This window comes from Streptomyces clavifer (assembly GCF_036345975.1).
Taxonomy (GTDB): Bacteria; Actinomycetota; Actinomycetes; order Streptomycetales; family Streptomycetaceae; genus Streptomyces; species Streptomyces clavifer.
The window spans coordinates 4,826,141-4,843,347 of the sequence record NZ_CP107793.1; the positions used below are offsets into that span (position 1 = coordinate 4,826,141).

Below are 17,207 nucleotides of genomic sequence, written 5' to 3' on the forward strand. Positions count from 1 at the left end.
CCGACAACGGAGTGAGGCCGTGAGCCCGTCATTCGGCGACCCGGACCGTGAACTCGCCCTCGGACACCCGCGCCCGCAGCTCCTCGCCCGGCGCCCCGGCCTCCGCGGGTGAGCGCACCACGTGCCCGTCCTGCCGCTGCAGCACCGCGTACCCGCGCTCCAGCGTCGCGGCGGGCGACAGCGCGACCACCCGGGCCCGGGTGTGCGCGAGCTCCGAGTCGGCGCGGTCCAGCAGATGCCCCAGCACCCGGCGGCTCCGCCCGGTCAGCGCGTCGAGCTCCGCCGCCCGCTCGTCCACCATCCGCTGGGGGCGCTCCATGGAGGACCGGCCCAGTGTGTGCGCCAGCCCCCGCTCCTCCCGGTCCAGGAGCCCCCGTACGGTCCGCAGCGCCCGGTCCCGGAGCTGCTGGACGCGGTCGAGCTCCTCGCCCACGTCCGGCACGACCTTCTTCGCCGCGTCCGTCGGCGTCGACGCCCGCAGGTCGGCCACCAGATCGAGCAGCGGCGAGTCCGGTTCGTGGCCGATGGCGGAGACCACCGGCGTACGGCACGCGGCCACCGCCCGGATCAGCTGCTCGTCGGAGAACGGCAGGAGGTCCTCCACGCTGCCGCCGCCGCGTGCCACGACGATCACGTCGACCTCGGGCAGTCCGTCGAGCTCCTGCACCGCCTGGACCACCTGGTTCACCGCGTGCACCCCCTGCACGGCGGTGTTGCGCACCTCGAAGCGCACCGCCGGCCACCGGCGCCGCGCGTTCTCCAGGACGTCGCGCTCCGCCGCCGACGCCCGCCCGCAGACCAGGCCGATCAGCTGGGGCAGGAACGGCAGCGGCCGCTTGCGCTCCAGGGCGAAGAGCCCCTCGGCGGCCAGCGACTTCTTCAGCTGCTCCAGCCGGACCAGCAGCTCGCCGATTCCCACCGGCCGTATCTCCGTCGCCCGCAGCGACAGCTGCCCGCGGGGTGCGTACCACTCGGGCTTGGCGAGGACGACGACCCGCGCGCCCTCCGTCACCACATCGGCGATCCGGTCGAAGACCTGCCGGAAGCAGGTCACGCTCACCGAGATGTCGTGCGACGGGTCCCGCAGCGTCAGGAAGACCACGCCCGCGCCCGGCCGCCGTGACAGCTGCGTGATCTGCCCCTCGACCCAGACCGCGCCCAGCCTGTCGATCCACCCGCCGATCAGCCGCGACACGTCGCCGACGGGCAGCGGAGCTTCCGGGGACGTAGTGAGAGCCATACGGGCGAGCGTATCGGCCGTCACCGACAACCATCCGCCGATCCGCCGTCCCCGGCCAGGAAGTCCGAGGCGCCCGCGTCGACGCGCGTATCCGCCACCGGGTCGACGCGCGTATCCGCCACCGGACCGCCGCGTGACCCTCCCGGGCGGGTGTCCGCCGCGCCGGACCCGCGTACATCCGCCGTGCCGGGCCCCGCGCCCGCCCGCCGCGCCGGACCTCAGGCCGCTCGCCGTCCCCACTGGAGCGCGAGCACCACCAGGCCGATCCCCAGCCAGCACACGCCCACCAGCTGGGCGCTCGTCGTCGCCTCCAGGATCACCGCGACCAGTACACCGGCGCCCACCACCGGCATCACGACATGGCGCCACCAGCTCGGCGGTCCCTCCATCCTGCGCACCGCGAACCAGCCGACCACCGACGCGTGCAGCAGCACGAACGCCGTGAGCGCGCCGACGTTCACCACCGACACCAGATGGTCGAGCCCGTCGTCGCGACGGGCGGCCCACACCGCCGCCACCAGCGTCACCACCGCGGCGCACGCGATCGCGACGCGCGGGACCCCGGACCTGCCCTCGACCCGGGAGAGGAACGACGGCAGCCGCTGCTCCCGCGCCATCGCGAACAGCAGCCGGCCCGCCGCCGCCTGCCCGGCCAGCGCGGCGAAGGCGGCCCCGATCGCCTTGCTCACCGCCACCAGGTCGTGCAGCCAGGTCCCGATCGACGCGTCCACCGCGTCGTAGAACGCCGACCCCTGCAAGACCGGATCCGCCGCCAGCTCCGCGGAGCTCACCGGTTCCAGCAGCGCCGCCAGATACGACTGGACCACGAACAGCGTCCCGGCGAGCGCCAGGCAGAACAGCACCGCCCGCGCCACCTTCGCGGAGCCGCCCGTCACCTCCTCCGCGAAGGAGGCGATCGCGTCGAAGCCCAGGTACGAGAGCACCGCGACCGACACCGCACCCAGCACCGCCGTCATCGAGAAGCCGGTGTCCCCGGTGAGCGGCGTCAGCCAGCCCCGCTGCGCCCCGTCCCGGGCCAGAACCACCACCGCCGACACCACGAACACCAGCAGCACCACGATCTCCATGGCGAGCACCGCGAAGCCCACCCGGGCCGCCGCCCGTACGCCCCAGAGGTTGAGCAGGGTGGTCACGACGACCGCGATCGCCGTCCACACCCATCGCGACACCTCGGGGACCAGTGCGTTCATCGCGATCCCGGAGAAGAGGTAGGCGACCGCGGGGATGAGCAGGTAGTCGAGCATCGCCATCCACCCGGCGATGAATCCGGGCCCTTCCCCGAGGCCCTTGCGCGCGTACGCGAAGACCGACCCGGCCTGTGGGGCGACCCGCACCATCTGGGCGTAGCTGAACGCGGTGAAGGCCATCACGGCGGTCGCCACGACGTACACGAGTGCGACGGCGCCGTCGGACTTCGCGTCCAGTGTTCCGAACACGCCGACCGGGGCCATGGGCGCGATGAACAGGAGCCCGTAGACGACCAGGTCCCGGAATCCCAGCGTGCGGCGCAGTCCTCCCCGGTCGGTGCTGCTTCCGGTCATGAACCCTCCGTCGCTGTGGGGCGTACGCATCAGTCTCCCGACCCCGCCGATCCCGCGCCTGTTCGGTACGGCCTTACGATGGGCCCATGACTGCAACTCCTGCCCGCCGTGTCCTGCTCGCCGCACCCCGTGGCTACTGCGCGGGCGTGGACCGTGCCGTGATCGCCGTCGAGAAGGCCCTGGAGCAGTACGGGGCCCCGATCTACGTCCGTCACGAGATCGTGCACAACAAGTACGTCGTCCAGACGCTCGAGAAGAAGGGCGCGATCTTCGTCGACGTCACGGCGGAGGTGCCCGAGGGCTCCATCGTGATGTTCTCCGCCCACGGAGTCGCCCCGACCGTCCACGCGGAGGCCGCGGAGCGCAAGCTCGCCACGATCGACGCGACCTGCCCGCTGGTGACCAAGGTCCACAAGGAGGCCGTCCGGTTCGCCAAGGAGGACTACGACATCCTCCTGATCGGCCACGAGGGGCACGAGGAGGTCATCGGCACGAGCGGTGAGGCACCCGACCACATCACCCTGGTCGACGGCCCCGAGGACGTCGCCGGCGTCTCCGTGCGCGACGAGTCGAAGGTCGTCTGGCTCTCCCAGACCACGCTGTCCGTCGACGAGACGATGGAGACGGTGGACGCCCTCAAGGAGAAGTTCCCCCAGCTGATCTCCCCGCCCAGCGACGACATCTGCTACGCCACGCAGAACCGCCAGATCGCGGTGAAGAAGCTGGCCGAGGACGCGGAACTGGTCATCGTCGTCGGCTCCAAGAACTCGTCCAACTCGATCCGCATGGTCGAGGTCGCCCTGGACGCGGGCGCACCCGCCGCGCACCTGGTGGACTTCGCCGACGAGATCGACGAGGCCTGGCTGGAGGGCGTCACCACGGTCGGCCTCACCTCGGGTGCCTCCGTGCCCGACGTCCTGGTCGACGGCGTGCTGGAGTGGCTCTCGGAGCGGGGTTACGCGGACGTGGAGACGGTGAAGACCGCCGACGAGTCGATCACCTTCTCGCTGCCCAAGGAACTCCGCCGCGATCTGCGGGCCGAGGCGGCGGCACTGTCCGCGGGACAGGGCAGCCCCGGGAAGTGATCCTTGCCACCTGCCCGTACCGTGGATCCATGGAGATCTTCGGTGTGGATATCGGCGGCTCAGGGATCAAGGGCGCTCCCGTGGACCTGGACCGCGGAGAGCTGGCGCAGGAGCGCCACAAAGTACTGACACCGCATCCGGCCACGCCCGAGGGCGTGGCCGGCGGTGTGGCCGAGGTGGTCGGCCACTTCGGCTGGCACGGTCCGGTCGGCATCACCTTCCCCGGTGTCGTCACCGACGGCATCACCCGGACCGCGGCCAACGTCGAGAAGGCATGGATCGACACGGACGCCCGTGCGCTGCTCAGCGACCGGATCGGGCAGCCCGTCACGATCCTCAACGACGCCGACGCGGCCGGGATCGCGGAGATGACCTTCGGTGCGGGACGGGGCCGCAAGGGCACCGTCATCATGCTGACCCTGGGTACGGGAATCGGCAGCGCGGTCTTCACCGACGGCCGGCTCGTCCCCAACACCGAGCTCGGCCACCTGGAGCTGCACGGCCACGACGCGGAGAAGCGCGCCTCCACGAAGGCCAAGGAGGACGAGGACCTGAGCTGGCCGCACTGGGCACACCGGGTGCAGAAGTACCTGGTCCACGTGGAGATGCTGTTCTCGCCCGAGCTCTTCATCATCGGCGGCGGCGTCAGCCGCAAGGCGGAGAAGTTCCTGCCGCTGATCGAACACGTACGGGCCGAGGTCGTCCCGGCAGAGCTGCAGAACAACGCGGGCATCGTCGGCGCGGCCATGGCGGCGGCGGGCAAGTAGCCCGCAGGCCCGGAGCGGCCGGGGGCGGGGCGGGGGCGGTACCGACGGCGCGGGGGCGGTCAGGGGCGGGGGCGGCGAGCGCCCTGGGGGGACCTCAGCACGTGCCGCCGCCGCTCCCGCATCTGCCGCACCTTGCGCACGGTGGCGATCAGCCCGGCGACGAGGGTGCCGCCGTACAGCCAGCCCGCGTGGACGGCGAGCGCGGTGACGACCGCCATCGTCTGCCCCCCGAAGCCGCCCGTGCCCCCGGCGATCGGGATGACACCGACGGCGAACGCGATCGGCACACTGATCGGCGCTGTGACCAGGTCGGCGGGCCGCACCCAGAGAGCGGTGAGTGCGCTGACGGGCAGGAACAGGAGCCCGTACGCGAGCTCCGAACCGTCGAGGAGCAGCCAGTCCAGGCAGGCCAGCAGGAACATGGCCAGGGACGCGAACAGACCCGCGCCGATGCCGGTCAGACGGGGGTTGGGGAATCTGCGGAGCGCGACCACCACGGGCGCGGCCGACCCCCCGCGCGGGCCCGGCCGTGCGCCCGGGGCCGTCCCCAGCGCGACGGGCGAGACCGCCACCGACACCGGATAGGCGCCCGAGCCGTCGCCGATGCCGCTCTGGGCCGACACCGGGGCCTGCTTGGGCGGCGCGGGCTGCCTGCGCTGCGGGGTACGTGTCCTGTGCTGCTCCACCCGGACAACCTAGGTCGCGGGATACGTGCTTTCGGGCGTTGGACACGCGCTTTGGCCGACCTTGGCACTGCGTTCGATATCACGGGGCCGAAACTCGTCCTCCGCCCCCGTGGGGCCACCCCGCCCCGAACCTGTGACCGGCCGCCCCGGCCCGCCCGTAAACTGGAGAATCGGGTCCACTCCAGGCCCGCCCGCACAGCCCCTCCTCCTCACTTCAGGAAGTCGCCAAAGTGTCGCTCACGATCGGAATCGTCGGTCTGCCGAATGTCGGCAAGTCGACCCTGTTCAACGCCCTGACCAAGAACGACGTGCTGGCGGCCAACTACCCGTTCGCCACCATCGAGCCGAACGTCGGCGTGGTGGGCGTCCCGGACCCCCGTCTGAACAAGCTCGCCGAGATCTTCAGCTCGCAGAAGCTGCTCCCCGCCACCGTCGACTTCGTCGACATCGCGGGCATCGTGCGCGGCGCGAGCGAGGGTGAGGGCCTGGGCAACAAGTTCCTCGCGAACATCCGTGAGTCCGACGCGATCTGCCAGGTCATCCGGGCCTTCAAGGACGAGAACGTCGTCCACGTCGACGGCAAGGTCTCGCCGAAGGACGACATCGAGACGATCAACACCGAGCTGATCCTGGCCGACCTCCAGTCCGTCGAGAAGGCCGTCCCGCGCCTGACGAAGGAGTCCCGCCTCCAGAAGGAGAAGGTCGCGGTCCTCGCCGCCGTCGAGGAGGCCCAGAAGATCCTCGAAGCGGGCGACACCCTCTTCTCCCGGGGCATCACCGCCGGCACCGAGAAGGGCCGCCTGCTCCACGAGCTGCATCTGCTCACCACGAAGCCCTTCCTGTACGTGTTCAACGTCGACGAGGACGAGCTGGTCGACGAGGACTTCAAGAACGAGCAGCGCGCCCTGGTCGCCCCGGCCGAGGCCATCTTCCTCAACGCCAAGATCGAGTCCGAGCTGATCGAGCTCGACGACGACGAGGCCCTCGAACTCCTCCAGTCCATGGGCCAGGAAGAGCCCGGTCTGGCCACCCTCGGCCGCGTCGGCTTCGACACCCTCGGCCTGCAGACCTACCTCACGGCAGGTCCGAAGGAAGCCCGCGCCTGGACGATCAAGAAGGGCGCCACGGCCCCGGAGGCGGCCGGTGTGATCCACACCGACTTCCAGAAGGGCTTCATCAAGGCGGAGATCGTCTCCTTCGAGGACCTGGTCGAGACGGGCTCGGTCGCCGAGGCCCGTGCGAAGGGCAAGGCCCGCATGGAGGGCAAGGACTACGTGATGCAGGACGGCGACGTGGTGGAGTTCCGCTTCAACGTATGACGCCCCATCAAGGAATGTGTCCGGCCCATTTGTTGGTGGGCCGGACACGGGTGTTTTACGACTGCGATCGGCGTTCAGACTTTGATGACCTCTACGGTGGAGCCGCACAGGAGTGTCAGGTCCTCGGGATCGGAGGTCAGGGCGGTGACTGGCTGGGGTGCGGTGCGGGCGATGACGGCGAAGGCGGCGTCGATGGCGTACTTGTGGCCGTGGAGGCGGTGGCTGCGCAGGAGGGCTGCGGCCTGATCGGTGATCTCCTTGGTGACGTCGTGAACGTCGACGCGGGAGAGGACCCACTTGATCCGGGCGGGGTGAATGCGCTCGTAGTCGGCCTCGAGGGTGGTCATGGCGCTTGTGGCCACGCGGATGCCTTCCTCCGATGCCGCTTGGATCAGGGCCATGACGGTGCGGTCCTTGCGGTAGAGCTTGGAGAGGCCTTCGCTGTCGAGCAGTAGGGTGCCGGGCATCAGGCTGCGGCCCCGCCGACCTGCCGGTGGTCATGGCGCAGCAGCGTGCGGGCGGCTTCGACCTCCTCGCGGGTGAGCTCGTCATTGTCGGTCGCGAAGTCGGCGACGATCTCCCGGAGCTTGTCCATGGCGACCCGTTGTTCGAGGGCTTCGGCGACGTAGGAGGAGAAACCGCCGGGCCCGACGTGGGCGCGTGCGGCTTCGGCGAGGTCCTCGGGCAGGCTGATCGAGTACTTCTTGCTACCGCTCATGGAGCCCATGCTACCGGTGGTCGTAAGTCTCTGGGTGTAAATGGTCGTGGCCGCGCGGACTGTGCGGACGGGTATCCGTCCGGTCCGCACAGAGTCCGCAGGACACCCGTAAGCGCCCGTCGCAGGCCAACGCGAGCCAACGAAGAAATGGCTGGTCAGGGCCCTGGATGGGGCTCCCTCGCGGGTGGGAGCCCTGCGTCAGGCATTCCGCTTCAACGTGTAGTGAGTTGGTTACTGCAAGCTGGCATTTCTCAAGAAATGCCGGTCAGAGGGGCCGGACTTGGGCAAGTCCGGCCCCACCGCATTTCCGTGCTGACTTGGTGCTCACTCAGGTGCGGCGGGGTGGAGCGAGCTTCTCCAGGTCGAGGTTGATCTCGAAGGGCACCGGACGGTTGAGCGAGCGCCTGAAGATGCCAACGGGTACATAGGTGGCGGTTGGCTCGTCAAGTTCGTAGACGTGGACGATGGGTGCTCCGTCCTCGTCCTCGATGCGCCAGTAGTGCGGGATGCCGGCCTCTGCGTATTTGTGGAGCTTCACCGTGCGGTCCCGGTGTGCGGACTCGGGGGAGACCACCTCGACGGCGAGTCGTACTTCATCCGGTGCGAACCAGGTGCGGTCACCGTCGAAGTCGGCCGTCGTCACCAGCAGATCCGGCTCGGGCCGATTGCGTTGATCGAGTTTGATGGTCATCTCCCGTCCGACCCTTACGCCGGCCGGCGCCTGCTCCATGAGAGCCACGGTGAGCATCGTGACGAGATGGCCGTGCCACCACCGCTGCGGGGACGCCATGAATACGAGGGCTCCGTCGATCAGCTCGGTGTGGCGCGGTGCTTCCGGGAGGCGGTCCAGGTCCTCCGCGAACCAGCCTTCCGCGCGGGGCGGGCGCATCCAGTCAGGCAGCGCGGTCATGGCTCAACCGTAGCGACTCAGCGAGGTCCGGGCACGAGGTCGACGACGACCGAGACGAGAACCGCCCTCGTCACCCAAACGCGGGGTGCTCGTTCAGCCGCGGCGGCAGCTCGGTGTGGCGCGGTGCTTCCGGGAGGCGGTCCAGGTCCTTCGCCAACCCGCCTTCCGCGCGGGGCGGGCGCGTCCGGTCGGGCGGCGCCGAGGGATCAGGGCCGGGCCGGGCCGGAGTGCGAGGATGACCGTATGGACATCAGCAGCAGGAACAACGTCACCGTGTCCGGTCCTGAGGGCGGGCCGGTTCTCCTCCTGGCCCACGGTTTCGGCTGTGACCAGAACATGTGGCGGCTGGTGGCACCGGTCCTGGCCGAGAGCTTCCGCGTGGTGCAGTTCGACTACGTGGGATCGGGGCGCTCGGACCTCACGGCGTGGAGCGAGGAACGCTACGGCGCGCTGGAGGGATACGCCCGCGACGTGGTGGAGATAGTCGAAGCGCTCGACCTGCGCGAGGTCCGGTTCGTGGGACATTCGGTCAGCGCCATGGTCGGCGTACTGGCGGCGGCCGCGGCACCGGACCGGTTCGCCTCGCTGATCATGATCGGCCCCTCCCCGTGCTACATCGACGGCCCCGGATACCGGGGCGGATTCAGTGCCGAGGACATCGACGAGCTCCTCGAATCCCTGGAAGCCAACTACCTCGGCTGGTCGGCGGCCATGGCCCCGGTGATCATGGGTAACCCCGACCGTCCCGAACTGGGTGAGGAACTGACCAACAGCTTCTGCGCCACCGACCCGGCCGTCGCCCGCGTCTTCGCCCGGACCACGTTCCTGTCCGACACCCGCGGGGACCTCGGGACGGTGAGCGTCCCCACGTTGGTCCTGGAGTGCTCGCAGGACGCCATCGCTCCTCGGGAAGTGGGCGCGTACGTCCACGCGGCCATCCCCGGCAGCCGCCTGGTCACCCTGGAGGCGACCGGCCACTGCCCGCAGCTGAGCGCCCCCGAGGCGACCGCGGCCGCCATCGTCGACTTCGCCGGAAACCGCTCGTGATGTGCCCCATCGGTCCGGGCCCCGACCGTCCGGAAGGTGAGGAGGCCACCTCCACCGACGCGGCGTTCACCGCATTGCTGGAGGACAGCGCGGAGGAGCTCTACGAGTCCGCTCCCTGCGGCTACCTGTCCACTCTCATGGACGGAACCATCGCCAAGATCAACACCACGTTGCTCACCTGGCTCGGCCGCTCCCGGGACGAAGTGGTGGGCCGCATGCGCTTCATGGACCTGCTGACCGCCGGCGGCAGGATCTACCACGACACGCACTTCGCCCCCCTCCTCAATATGCAGGGCAGCATCAGCGGCATCGCCCTGGACCTCAGAACGGCCGACGGCGGCCGGCTCCCCGCGCTCGTCAGCTCCGTGACGAAGACCGACAGCGGCGGCCGGCCCCTGCTGATCCGTACGACGGTCTTCGACGCCGGCGCCCGGCGCTCCTACGAACAGGAACTGCTCCGCGAGCGCCGAGTCGCCGAAGAGGCCCGCAGGCAGGCGGAGGAAGACCGCGCGCGGCTCCAGGAAGCGCTCGCGGTACTGCAGAGCAGCCTGCTTCCGGCGGCCCTCCCCCCGGTGCCGGGCATGGAAGCCGCCTCCCACTACCACACCGCCTCACCGGACCGTCTCGGCGGAGACTTCTACGACCTCTTCCCGCTGGACGGCACACGCTGGGCCTTCTTCCTCGGTGATGTCTGCGGCAAGGGCCCCCAGGCCGCCGCCGTGACCTCCCTGACCCGCTACACCCTGCGGGCCGCGGCACTTCACGACCCGGACCCCGTGGCCGCGCTCACCACCCTCAACACCGTGCTCCACGAGCGCTACGCCATGGGCGACCCGCGCTACTGCACCACCGTCTTCGGCGTCCTCGAACCCGTCGGCGACACGGTCGAGGTCGAACTCGCCTCCGGCGGTCACCCCCCGGCGCTCGTGCTGCGCCAGGACGGGCGGGCCGACTACCTGCCCACCCCAGGCGGCCTCCTCGTGGGCATCCTGCCCACAGCTCCCTTCACCTCCGCCAGGACCGTGCTGGCGGCGGGGGACACCCTCCTGCTCTACACGGACGGCCTCACCGAGGCCCGGATCGGCGAGAAACGCGAACTGTTCGGGGACGAGGCGCTGCGCGACTTCGCGAAAGGCCTGCCCCACACCGGTGCCCAGCAGGTCGTCACGGCGCTGACGGGCCTGCTCAACAGCTTCGGTGACGGCCTGGACGACGACACCGCCCTCCTGGCCCTCGGCGTACCCACCAACCGGCCTCACCCTGCGAACGGCACCCCGACATGAGCCCACTGACGACGACCGTCCGAGACACCGGGACCGGCCCTGTGCTGCTGGTCGCGGGAGAGCTCGACTACAGCACCGCCGCAGAACTGCGACGGGTGGTGACAGGAATCGACCTCGGTCCGGGCCGCCTGCTCGTACTCGACCTGGGAGGGCTCGACTTCTGCGACTCGAGTGGCATCACCGCCTTGATCGTCGCCCGCAACCACGCGACCGCCGCCCGAGCAGACATCGCGCTGGTCTCCGTGCCCGGCCCCGTACTCCGCATCCTGCGCGTCACCGGGCTCGACCAGGTGTTCCGGCTCGAACCCGGCGCCGGGACACGGAACCGGGCCGTCGGCGACTGACGTACGCCCCGGGCCCGGACCACCGTGCCCACGCCCCGGCGCGGCCCCGCTCCACGGGGCAGGGCTGAGCCGGCCGGCGCTCCCCGCGGTGGCCGAGCCTCGCGACCGGCCCCGCCACGCACGGTCAGCGTGTGAGCCCGCTCAGCAGTGGTGGCCGAGGTGTGGCACGGGCACGGGGGCGTACGACGCGGCCCTCTGCAGCATGCCGATCTTCTGCTGGAGGGGGCGCTGCTGCTCTCCGTGCAGGGCGTTCAGTACGACGACGGCACCGGTCAGCGCCGGGATGGTCCACTGCATCAGCGTCAGGTGACTGCGGGCCCTGTCCAGGTCGACGGGGTGGTCGACCGCCTTCTGGAGGTCGCTCGGGTCCTCGGAGGTGGCGAGCTCGAGTTTCTTGCCCAGTACCCGGCTGTACGCGGTCGCGGCCAGCGCCGCCCCGGTCAGCGCGGTCTTGACCAGCGTGGAGGCGGCGACGCCCTGCTGGGTCTGGACACGGGCGGCGTTCGCGGCGAGCAGGCCGGTGCCGCCGATCAGGTGTGCACCGATCGCCACGGCGTTCACCGGCGTCCACTTCGCCCAGCCCGCACTGGCGATCCTGGAGGTCTCATCCGCCGTGCGCCCCTCACTCCGGGCTGCGCCGTTCAGACCGACTGCGCCCATCAAGGACCCACCGAACCAGGCCGCCAAACCCAGATCGTGGACACTGCGCAGGACGGTATTGCGTTCCGACATCGCTGCTCCTCACCGCGGGAAGGGCCGCAGGTGCCCACGGCCACCCTCACGCTCGCCGCCGTCGGGCCGGTGCACCACAGGGACGACGCATCCGGGCTACGCACACGGCGGTTCGTCGGGGCGGGAGGAGAGTCCTGTACGCGGCCGGCCGCCGATGCCGATGCCGGGGTGTGGGCGGAGCCTGTGCGCCGAGACGACGCCCGGCACCCGGGCCCGCGGGTGCGCCGACGGTGAGGCCCTCCCGCTCATCGGCCGGGTGTGTCGGCGGACGAGCGGAAGGACCTCACCGTTGGTGGAACTCACCGGCCGGTGGGTCCTCGCCGCCGGTGTCGAGCGTGGACGGCTAGGCCGTCCGGCGGGCGAACGCCCGGGACCTGCTGCGGCGTTCCGGGTCGAAGGCGTCGACGGCGCCCGCCCCCGCACTGCCGGGTCCCGCCTGCCACGCGCGGATCGTGCGTGCCACGCCCTTCACCTTCGGGTGGCCGGGGCCGTACGCGAGCTCGAAGTGGGATTCCTTCGGGGTGGGGAGGTCGCCGCCCCACCCGACCACGCCGTCCAGCTCGGCGAGGATGTCCCGCACGACGACGAGCTCGTGCGGGTACAGGCCGCCCTTGGCGCCGACCGGATAGGCGAGTGGCCGGATCGCCAGGGCCGTACCCGACAGGTAGTTGGACTCGTAGTCCTGGATCGCCCCGCGCGTCGTGGAGTGTCCGGTGACGTCGCCGTCCCGCAGCTGGTCGATCTCGTAGTGGAAGCGGCGGGCCACGTGCAGCAGGATCACCGCCGCGTCGCCGCCGGCGAGACGCACGGACCGGCCGGATCCCTCGATCCGGAAGAGTTCCGCCTCCTCCAGTACGGGCCAGCCGTTCGCCGACTTCGCGCCCGACCAGCGCCGGCTCCCGGGTGTCCCTTCTGCCGACGGCGCGCCCGGGGCGGCGTACGCGGTGCCGGGGAGCGCGGCCAGGGCCGTGGTGGCCCCGAGTGCGGCGCCCGCCATGAGGACGCCGCGTCGGTCAATCTTGTTTCTCACTCTGCTTCCTTCCGATGACCGCCGTCGCCACGGCACCCGCGGCACAGCCGACGAGCATCACTGCGAAGACGACGAGAGAGGGGTTGACCCAGGCCGGCACCAGGTCGTGACCGGCGTCGCACTTGTTGCGCAGCGGGAACCACTGGGAGGGCTCGCGCCAGTGCTCCGTCCGGTAGGCGTCGTCGTAGGGAGCACCGACCGCAGCGCAGGCCTCCCTGACGTCGAGGCCGCCGGAGAAGGTCCCGATGAACCAGGCGACGCAGCCCAGGCCGATCAGTACGACCGCGGGGTACGCCCACCACCCGGGGCTTCGCCACCGGCGGGTGGGCAGTCCACGTGCGGTTTTCCAGACGCTCAGCACGAACACGGCCAGGACGAGCGGGGGGAGTGCGATGGCGGCCAGTGCCGAGACTGCGTTCACTTACGGGTGGTCCCTTCGTTCACTTACGGGCCGCACGGTTCCTGGCGGCCTTCATGTACTTCTCGTGGTTCGCCTCGTACGTGGCGCGGAGGCGCTGCTCGGTCCCGGTGCGAGCCAGCAGCACATCGACGAACCCCTGCTCGAACGGCTCCAGTTCGTCGTACCCGAGCATGGCCGGAAGCGTCTTGATCCCGCCCCGGACGGTCACCAGGCCGACCTGGGCGGCCACGACCTCCTTGTCGTCCGCGGCGGTAAGAATATTGTGTGCGAGGAACTTGGCGTCCTCCGCCTTACCGCTGAAACGGCCGGTCCAGTAGCGGCTGAACCGCGTCAGACCACCGCCCCCGTTGTAGAGGTCGCGGACGGCCTGGACGATCGTCTTGCCGTCGCGCACCGCCTTGGCCAGCAGCCACGCGTCGGCGTCCTCGATCAGGTCGTTGTAGCCGAAGCTGGAGGCCACTCCGACCTTCGCCATCTTCAGCTGCACGAAGTTGCGGCCGTTGGGGTACTCGCCCGTCGCACGGCGCCAGTCGACGTAGAGGGTGAGCAGGTCGCCGCCCCAGCCCGCGACGTCACCCTCGTTCACCGAACGCGGGTTGGACGGCATCCAGGCGACGAAGTGCCCGTTGGCGGACGCCATGAGGTGCTCGGCGTTCAGCTCGTACGCGGTGTAGGGGTCGGTGAAGTCCGCCATGACCGACATGCCCTTGCCGTCGGCGTACGCGACGAAGGCCTTGTCGTAGGAGCCGATCAGGAAGTCCCAGTCGCCGCCGCCGTACGCCTTGTGCCGGATGTACTCCATCACCAGCTGGTTCGGGTTCCGGTCGCCGGTGTAGGCGACCGCGTGGTCGTACAGGCGCTGGACGTAGTTGATGAAGTCGTCCGCCGGACCGGACGGCTTCTTCACGCTGCTCTGACCGAGGTCGACCCCGGAGATCACGTCGCGGTCGAGGTCGAAGGTGTCCGACCCGTTCGTGACCTTGAACTCCTTGATCTGGTTGAAGGACCAGTTCGCGGGGATCGGGAAACCGAGGTTGCCGGAGAAGCCCCAGGACATGCCCGAGACGAACGAGAAGCGGGCACCGGTCTGCCGGCTGACCACGGTGCACACGTTCCGCGACCCGTAGACACCGTGCACGTAGCGCTTGCCGTTGTAGGAGAGCCCGGCGGCTATCCCGTGGAAGTACGGCACGATCGCCGCGTCGATCTCCTCGCGGGTGGCGTCGTAGTCCACCGCGAAGTAGATGACGGTGCCACGGTTGAAGCCGTAGTCCGAGGCCAGTTTGTGGGCGTTGAGCGCGTGCTGGTAGCCCTGGCTGTAGGTGAAGTCGCCGAACTCGCGGGCGTTGTCCTGGTAGATCGGGAACACGTTCAGCCCGTTGCTGAAGATCGTGTCGAGCTCGCCCGGCTTGATCTCCTTGTCCAGGGTGGAGCCCGGCGGGTCGTAGATGTACCGGCCGACCACCTCGTACTTGTTGTTGCGCAGCCACTGGGCCCGGGAGGCGGTGATCTCGAAACGGGTGTCCGAGCCCGTCGCGGGCCGGTCCGGGTCGCCCATCGAGACCAGGAGCTGCGCCCACGTCCGGTAGTCGGAGCGACCGGTGTCCTCTAGCTTGCAGAACCTCTGGAAGACCTGGACCCATTCGCGGAGCTTGCCGTCGTAGGTGCTGCGCCAGGTGGTGGGGGTGCCGGCGTCACTGGTGCCCGTCGGGACCGGGGAGTTGAACACGCACGCCGCGGAGAACAGCTCGACCCAGAGGCCGGAGGCGCCTTCGCCGAACTCCTTGGTCTTCAGCCCGGCCTGGGTGGCGGGACCGAAGCTGCCGTTGGGTGCGGCGATGCCGAGTTCGTACTGGATGGCGATCATCATGGCCTTCTGCACGTCGCGGGAGTAGATCCCGTCGCAGGGGCCGATGGTGTAGGCGTCCCTCGTCCAGTAGCGGCTGTTGAGCCAGCGCTGGATCGTGCGGACCTCGTCCGAACCGCCGTTGACCTTGGTGTAGGCGTCCATGTTCAGGATGCACTTGAAGATCTTCGGGGTGGTGACGCCGCCCGCCGTGCCGGTGCCTCCGTCGGGCAGGCCCATGTCGAGGAGGAGGCTCTTGACCGCCTCGGTGGTCACGGCGCCGTAGCCGCCGTAGCCGTTGGCTCCCCAGTAGCCCTTGCAGAACAGGCCGTGCTGGATGATGCGGACGATGTTGGTGTTCTTGTCCCAGCCGAAGCCGATGTCGCCGAGGGCCTGGAGCTTGGACATCGTGGTCGGGCCGAAGCTGGCGACCACCGGGCTGATGCCCAGTTCGTGCTGGAGGCCCATCACGAGGGCGTTCATGGTGGACCAGCCGGTGCGGCCGTCCTCGGGACTTCGTGCGTAACCGGAGACGCCGCCATAGGTCGCGTTGACCCACTTCTGAGCGTCGAGGACCTTCTCGTCCAACATCGATCCCTTCTCGGCGTGACACGGCACGGACCCCGGCCCTGTGCCGCGAAGAACCCGCGGCACGCCGAAGGCGTGCTCCTGTGACGTGGACGGTAGTGATCGGCAGTCTCCGTCCGGTCTTTCACCTCCGGGCGCCCTCGCGCGAGGCCTCCCCTCAGACCGGGGGAGCCACCGGCCGGCGTCCCCTCCGGTACTCGATCTCTCCCCACACGACGTCGACGAGCAGGAAGGCCGCCAGCGGGATGCCGAGCAGTGGTACGAAGTAGCCGAGCACCGCGATCGCGGCCATCAGCGGCACCAGGACGTACGGCGGCACGTGCTGCCACGCCCCGCGCGGCAGCGGGCGGCCGAAGGAGGAACCGCGGCCGCGCTGCCACCACATGCGGTAGCCGAGCACGATCAGCACGATCAGGGACAGGGCCAGCGCGGCGAGCACGATCTGGTTGGCCAGGCCGAACAGGCTCCCCGTGTGCAGGTCGACACCCCACCGGGAGAGCTTGGCGAGCACCGGGTAGTCGGCCCACCGCTGTACGTCGGTGACCTGGCCGGACGTGGGCTCGATCGCCACGGCGTCCTGCTTCTCCGGCCAGCTGCGCTGGATCTGCCGCACGACGTACGCGGACGAGGCGTCGGCCGGCGGCACGATCTCCACCGGGTTCGAGAGCCCCTCGGCGCGGGCGGCCGCCAGGACGGCGTCCAGTCCCACGCCCTCGGGCCCGCCCGTGGCCGCGCCACCCGCACCCGTGTGCTCGGCGTGCTCGCCGACCGTGGCGGTGACCGTCGGTGTCGTCTGGTCGAGCGCCGTACGCAGGTCGCCGATGCTCGCACCGGCGTACGTCGACCAGGTGAGCCCCGTCGCCGACAGCATGAACAGTCCGATCGCGGCCCACACCCCGACCGTGCCGTGCAGCGACAGCGTGCGCCGCCGGCCCTTCGACCCGCGCAGCGCGCGCTGTGCCCTGCGGCGGCCGAACCACAGCACCAGACCGCCGGCCGCTATCACCCAGAGCCAGCTGGCGGCGAGTTCGCTGTAGAGGCGGCCCGGCTGGCCCAGATGCAGATCGCGGTGCAGCTCGTCGATCCAGGTCCGCAGGGGGAGGGCACCGGTCGATCCGTACTGCTCGAGGTCGCCTCGCACCTCGGCCGTGTACGGGTCCACGAACACCGCCAGGGTGTGCCCGGCGCCGACGCCCGGTACCCCGCTCAGCAGCACCCGTGTCGTCACCCCCTTCTCCGGTGAGGGGCGCACCGCGCTGATCTCGCCCCGGGGATGGGCCTTGCGGGCCGCCTCCACCTGCTGTGACACGGGCAGTTCGCGGTCGCCCGCGGGGACCCGCAGCTCATCGGCGTACAGGAACCTCTCGGCCTGGAACGACCCCGCGTACAGCAGCCCCGTCGTGGCGGCGACCAGCAGGAACGGGGCGATCAGCAGGCCTGCGTAGAAGTGCAGTCGGAGGACCAGCGGGCGCAGGGTGGACCAGGCGGACCGTTCGCCGCGGACGGGGCCGGGTCGCTGCGGCCCGGCCTCCTGGTCCCCGTCGTCGGGGGCCAGGACTGCTGGTTCGACTGGCATGGGGGACTCCTGGGTCGCGTGGGGGGCATCGGCCGCAGCCGTGGCGAACCAGT

Annotated in this window: 17 protein-coding genes and 1 pseudogene; 6 read left to right on the top strand and 12 right to left on the bottom strand. The window is 70.3% G+C overall.

The window, feature by feature from the left end; genetic code table 11:
- Positions 1-28: 28 nt before the first annotated feature.
- Complete coding sequence (gene xseA, locus OG927_RS21255) at positions 29-1,240, bottom strand: exodeoxyribonuclease VII large subunit (RefSeq protein ID WP_056793839.1); 1,212 nt, start codon at positions 1,238-1,240, stop codon at positions 29-31.
- 218 nt (positions 1,241-1,458) lie between these two features.
- Complete coding sequence (locus tag OG927_RS21260; RefSeq protein WP_124281272.1) at positions 1,459-2,802, bottom strand: APC family permease; 1,344 nt, start codon at positions 2,800-2,802, stop codon at positions 1,459-1,461.
- An 86-nt stretch (positions 2,803-2,888) separates the two neighbouring features.
- On the opposite strand from OG927_RS21260, the gene OG927_RS21265 reads away from it, so the two are divergent.
- Both OG927_RS21265 and ppgK read left to right on the top strand, forming a co-directional pair.
- Positions 2,889-3,887 carry a 4-hydroxy-3-methylbut-2-enyl diphosphate reductase gene (locus OG927_RS21265; protein WP_124281271.1) on the top strand — a complete coding sequence of 333 codons (999 nt, stop codon included), beginning with the start codon at positions 2,889-2,891 and terminating at the stop codon, positions 3,885-3,887.
- Positions 3,888-3,916: 29 nt separating this feature from the next.
- The gene (ppgK, locus tag OG927_RS21270; RefSeq protein ID WP_330320634.1) at positions 3,917-4,654 is read left to right on the top strand and encodes a polyphosphate--glucose phosphotransferase; all 738 of its coding nucleotides are present in this window, start codon (positions 3,917-3,919) and stop codon (positions 4,652-4,654) included.
- A gap of 59 nt (positions 4,655-4,713) precedes the next feature.
- Here ppgK and OG927_RS21275 read toward each other — a convergent pair whose 3' ends face one another.
- Positions 4,714-5,340: a DUF6542 domain-containing protein gene (locus OG927_RS21275; protein ID WP_124281270.1), complete on the bottom strand. Its 627-nt coding sequence runs from the start codon at positions 5,338-5,340 to the stop codon at positions 4,714-4,716.
- Positions 5,341-5,570: 230 nt separating this feature from the next.
- On the opposite strand from OG927_RS21275, the gene ychF reads away from it, so the two are divergent.
- Complete coding sequence (gene ychF / locus OG927_RS21280; RefSeq protein ID WP_056793849.1) at positions 5,571-6,659, top strand: redox-regulated ATPase YchF; 1,089 nt, start codon at positions 5,571-5,573, stop codon at positions 6,657-6,659.
- A 74-nt stretch (positions 6,660-6,733) separates the two neighbouring features.
- Here the strand turns inward: ychF and OG927_RS21285 are convergent, their stop codons facing one another.
- The 4 genes and pseudogenes from OG927_RS21285 to OG927_RS21300 all read right to left on the bottom strand — a co-directional run.
- A complete protein-coding gene (locus tag OG927_RS21285) occupies positions 6,734-7,126 on the bottom strand; it encodes a cupin domain-containing protein (protein WP_124281269.1) in 393 nt (130 codons plus the stop codon).
- Positions 7,126-7,377, bottom strand: a complete 252-nt coding sequence (locus OG927_RS21290) for a hypothetical protein (protein ID WP_056793853.1) — start codon at positions 7,375-7,377, stop codon at positions 7,126-7,128. Before OG927_RS21290 ends, OG927_RS21285 begins: the two co-directional genes overlap by 1 nt.
- A gap of 328 nt (positions 7,378-7,705) precedes the next feature.
- Positions 7,706-8,287: a Uma2 family endonuclease gene (locus OG927_RS21295; RefSeq protein ID WP_124281268.1), complete on the bottom strand. Its 582-nt coding sequence runs from the start codon at positions 8,285-8,287 to the stop codon at positions 7,706-7,708.
- A gap of 106 nt (positions 8,288-8,393) precedes the next feature.
- A pseudogene (locus tag OG927_RS21300) lies at positions 8,394-8,492 on the bottom strand (Uma2 family endonuclease); the annotation flags it as partial.
- Positions 8,493-8,530: 38 nt separating this feature from the next.
- Between OG927_RS21300 and OG927_RS21305 the strand changes: the two are divergent.
- Genes OG927_RS21305 through OG927_RS21315 form a run of 3 tightly spaced genes read left to right on the top strand, consistent with a single transcriptional unit; the run spans position 8,531 to position 10,961 of the window.
- The gene (locus OG927_RS21305; RefSeq protein ID WP_124281267.1) at positions 8,531-9,334 is read left to right on the top strand and encodes an alpha/beta fold hydrolase; all 804 of its coding nucleotides are present in this window, start codon (positions 8,531-8,533) and stop codon (positions 9,332-9,334) included.
- Positions 9,334-10,617, top strand: a complete 1,284-nt coding sequence (locus OG927_RS21310; protein WP_319103674.1) for a PP2C family protein-serine/threonine phosphatase — start codon at positions 9,334-9,336, stop codon at positions 10,615-10,617. The genes OG927_RS21305 and OG927_RS21310 overlap by 1 nt, the downstream gene beginning before the upstream one ends.
- The gene (locus OG927_RS21315; protein WP_124281266.1) at positions 10,614-10,961 is read left to right on the top strand and encodes an STAS domain-containing protein; all 348 of its coding nucleotides are present in this window, start codon (positions 10,614-10,616) and stop codon (positions 10,959-10,961) included. The genes OG927_RS21310 and OG927_RS21315 overlap by 4 nt, the downstream gene beginning before the upstream one ends.
- A 141-nt stretch (positions 10,962-11,102) precedes the next feature.
- On the opposite strand, the gene OG927_RS21320 is transcribed toward OG927_RS21315, so the two are convergent.
- From OG927_RS21320 to OG927_RS21340, 5 genes are all read right to left on the bottom strand, one after another.
- Complete coding sequence (locus OG927_RS21320; protein ID WP_056793864.1) at positions 11,103-11,693, bottom strand: hypothetical protein; 591 nt, start codon at positions 11,691-11,693, stop codon at positions 11,103-11,105.
- A 343-nt stretch (positions 11,694-12,036) separates the two neighbouring features.
- On the bottom strand, positions 12,037-12,690 hold the full coding sequence (locus OG927_RS21325) for a hypothetical protein (RefSeq protein WP_056793866.1): 654 nt from the start codon (positions 12,688-12,690) through the stop codon (positions 12,037-12,039).
- 16 nt (positions 12,691-12,706) lie between these two features.
- A complete protein-coding gene (locus OG927_RS21330) occupies positions 12,707-13,144 on the bottom strand; it encodes a hypothetical protein (protein ID WP_319103671.1) in 438 nt (145 codons plus the stop codon).
- Between the two features lie 19 nt (positions 13,145-13,163).
- The gene (locus OG927_RS21335; RefSeq protein WP_206431746.1) at positions 13,164-15,581 is read right to left on the bottom strand and encodes a glycoside hydrolase domain-containing protein; all 2,418 of its coding nucleotides are present in this window, start codon (positions 15,579-15,581) and stop codon (positions 13,164-13,166) included.
- Between the two features lie 154 nt (positions 15,582-15,735).
- Positions 15,736-17,154 carry a PepSY-associated TM helix domain-containing protein gene (locus tag OG927_RS21340; protein WP_330320635.1) on the bottom strand — a complete coding sequence of 473 codons (1,419 nt, stop codon included), beginning with the start codon at positions 17,152-17,154 and terminating at the stop codon, positions 15,736-15,738.
- Positions 17,155-17,207 lie beyond the last annotated feature (53 nt).

What these genes read in the sequence shown, in the direction of transcription:
- xseA (WP_056793839.1), bottom strand. Translation starts at nt 1,240, where the DNA reads ATGGCTCTCACTACGTCCCCGGAAGCTCCGCTGCCCGTCGGCGACGTG.
- OG927_RS21260 (WP_124281272.1), bottom strand. Translation starts at nt 2,802, where the DNA reads ATGACCGGAAGCAGCACCGACCGGGGAGGACTGCGCCGCACGCTGGGA.
- OG927_RS21265 (WP_124281271.1), top strand. Translation starts at nt 2,889, where the DNA reads ATGACTGCAACTCCTGCCCGCCGTGTCCTGCTCGCCGCACCCCGTGGC.
- ppgK (WP_330320634.1), top strand. Translation starts at nt 3,917, where the DNA reads ATGGAGATCTTCGGTGTGGATATCGGCGGCTCAGGGATCAAGGGCGCT.
- OG927_RS21285 (WP_124281269.1), bottom strand. Translation starts at nt 7,126, where the DNA reads ATGCCCGGCACCCTACTGCTCGACAGCGAAGGCCTCTCCAAGCTCTAC.
- OG927_RS21290 (WP_056793853.1), bottom strand. Translation starts at nt 7,377, where the DNA reads ATGAGCGGTAGCAAGAAGTACTCGATCAGCCTGCCCGAGGACCTCGCC.
- OG927_RS21295 (WP_124281268.1), bottom strand. Translation starts at nt 8,287, where the DNA reads ATGACCGCGCTGCCTGACTGGATGCGCCCGCCCCGCGCGGAAGGCTGG.
- OG927_RS21305 (WP_124281267.1), top strand. Translation starts at nt 8,531, where the DNA reads ATGGACATCAGCAGCAGGAACAACGTCACCGTGTCCGGTCCTGAGGGC.
- OG927_RS21310 (WP_319103674.1), top strand. Translation starts at nt 9,334, where the DNA reads ATGTGCCCCATCGGTCCGGGCCCCGACCGTCCGGAAGGTGAGGAGGCC.
- OG927_RS21315 (WP_124281266.1), top strand. Translation starts at nt 10,614, where the DNA reads ATGAGCCCACTGACGACGACCGTCCGAGACACCGGGACCGGCCCTGTG.
- OG927_RS21320 (WP_056793864.1), bottom strand. Translation starts at nt 11,693, where the DNA reads ATGTCGGAACGCAATACCGTCCTGCGCAGTGTCCACGATCTGGGTTTG.
- OG927_RS21325 (WP_056793866.1), bottom strand. Translation starts at nt 12,690, where the DNA reads ATGGCGGGCGCCGCACTCGGGGCCACCACGGCCCTGGCCGCGCTCCCC.
- OG927_RS21335 (WP_206431746.1), bottom strand. Translation starts at nt 15,581, where the DNA reads ATGTTGGACGAGAAGGTCCTCGACGCTCAGAAGTGGGTCAACGCGACC.
- OG927_RS21340 (WP_330320635.1), bottom strand. Translation starts at nt 17,154, where the DNA reads ATGCCAGTCGAACCAGCAGTCCTGGCCCCCGACGACGGGGACCAGGAG.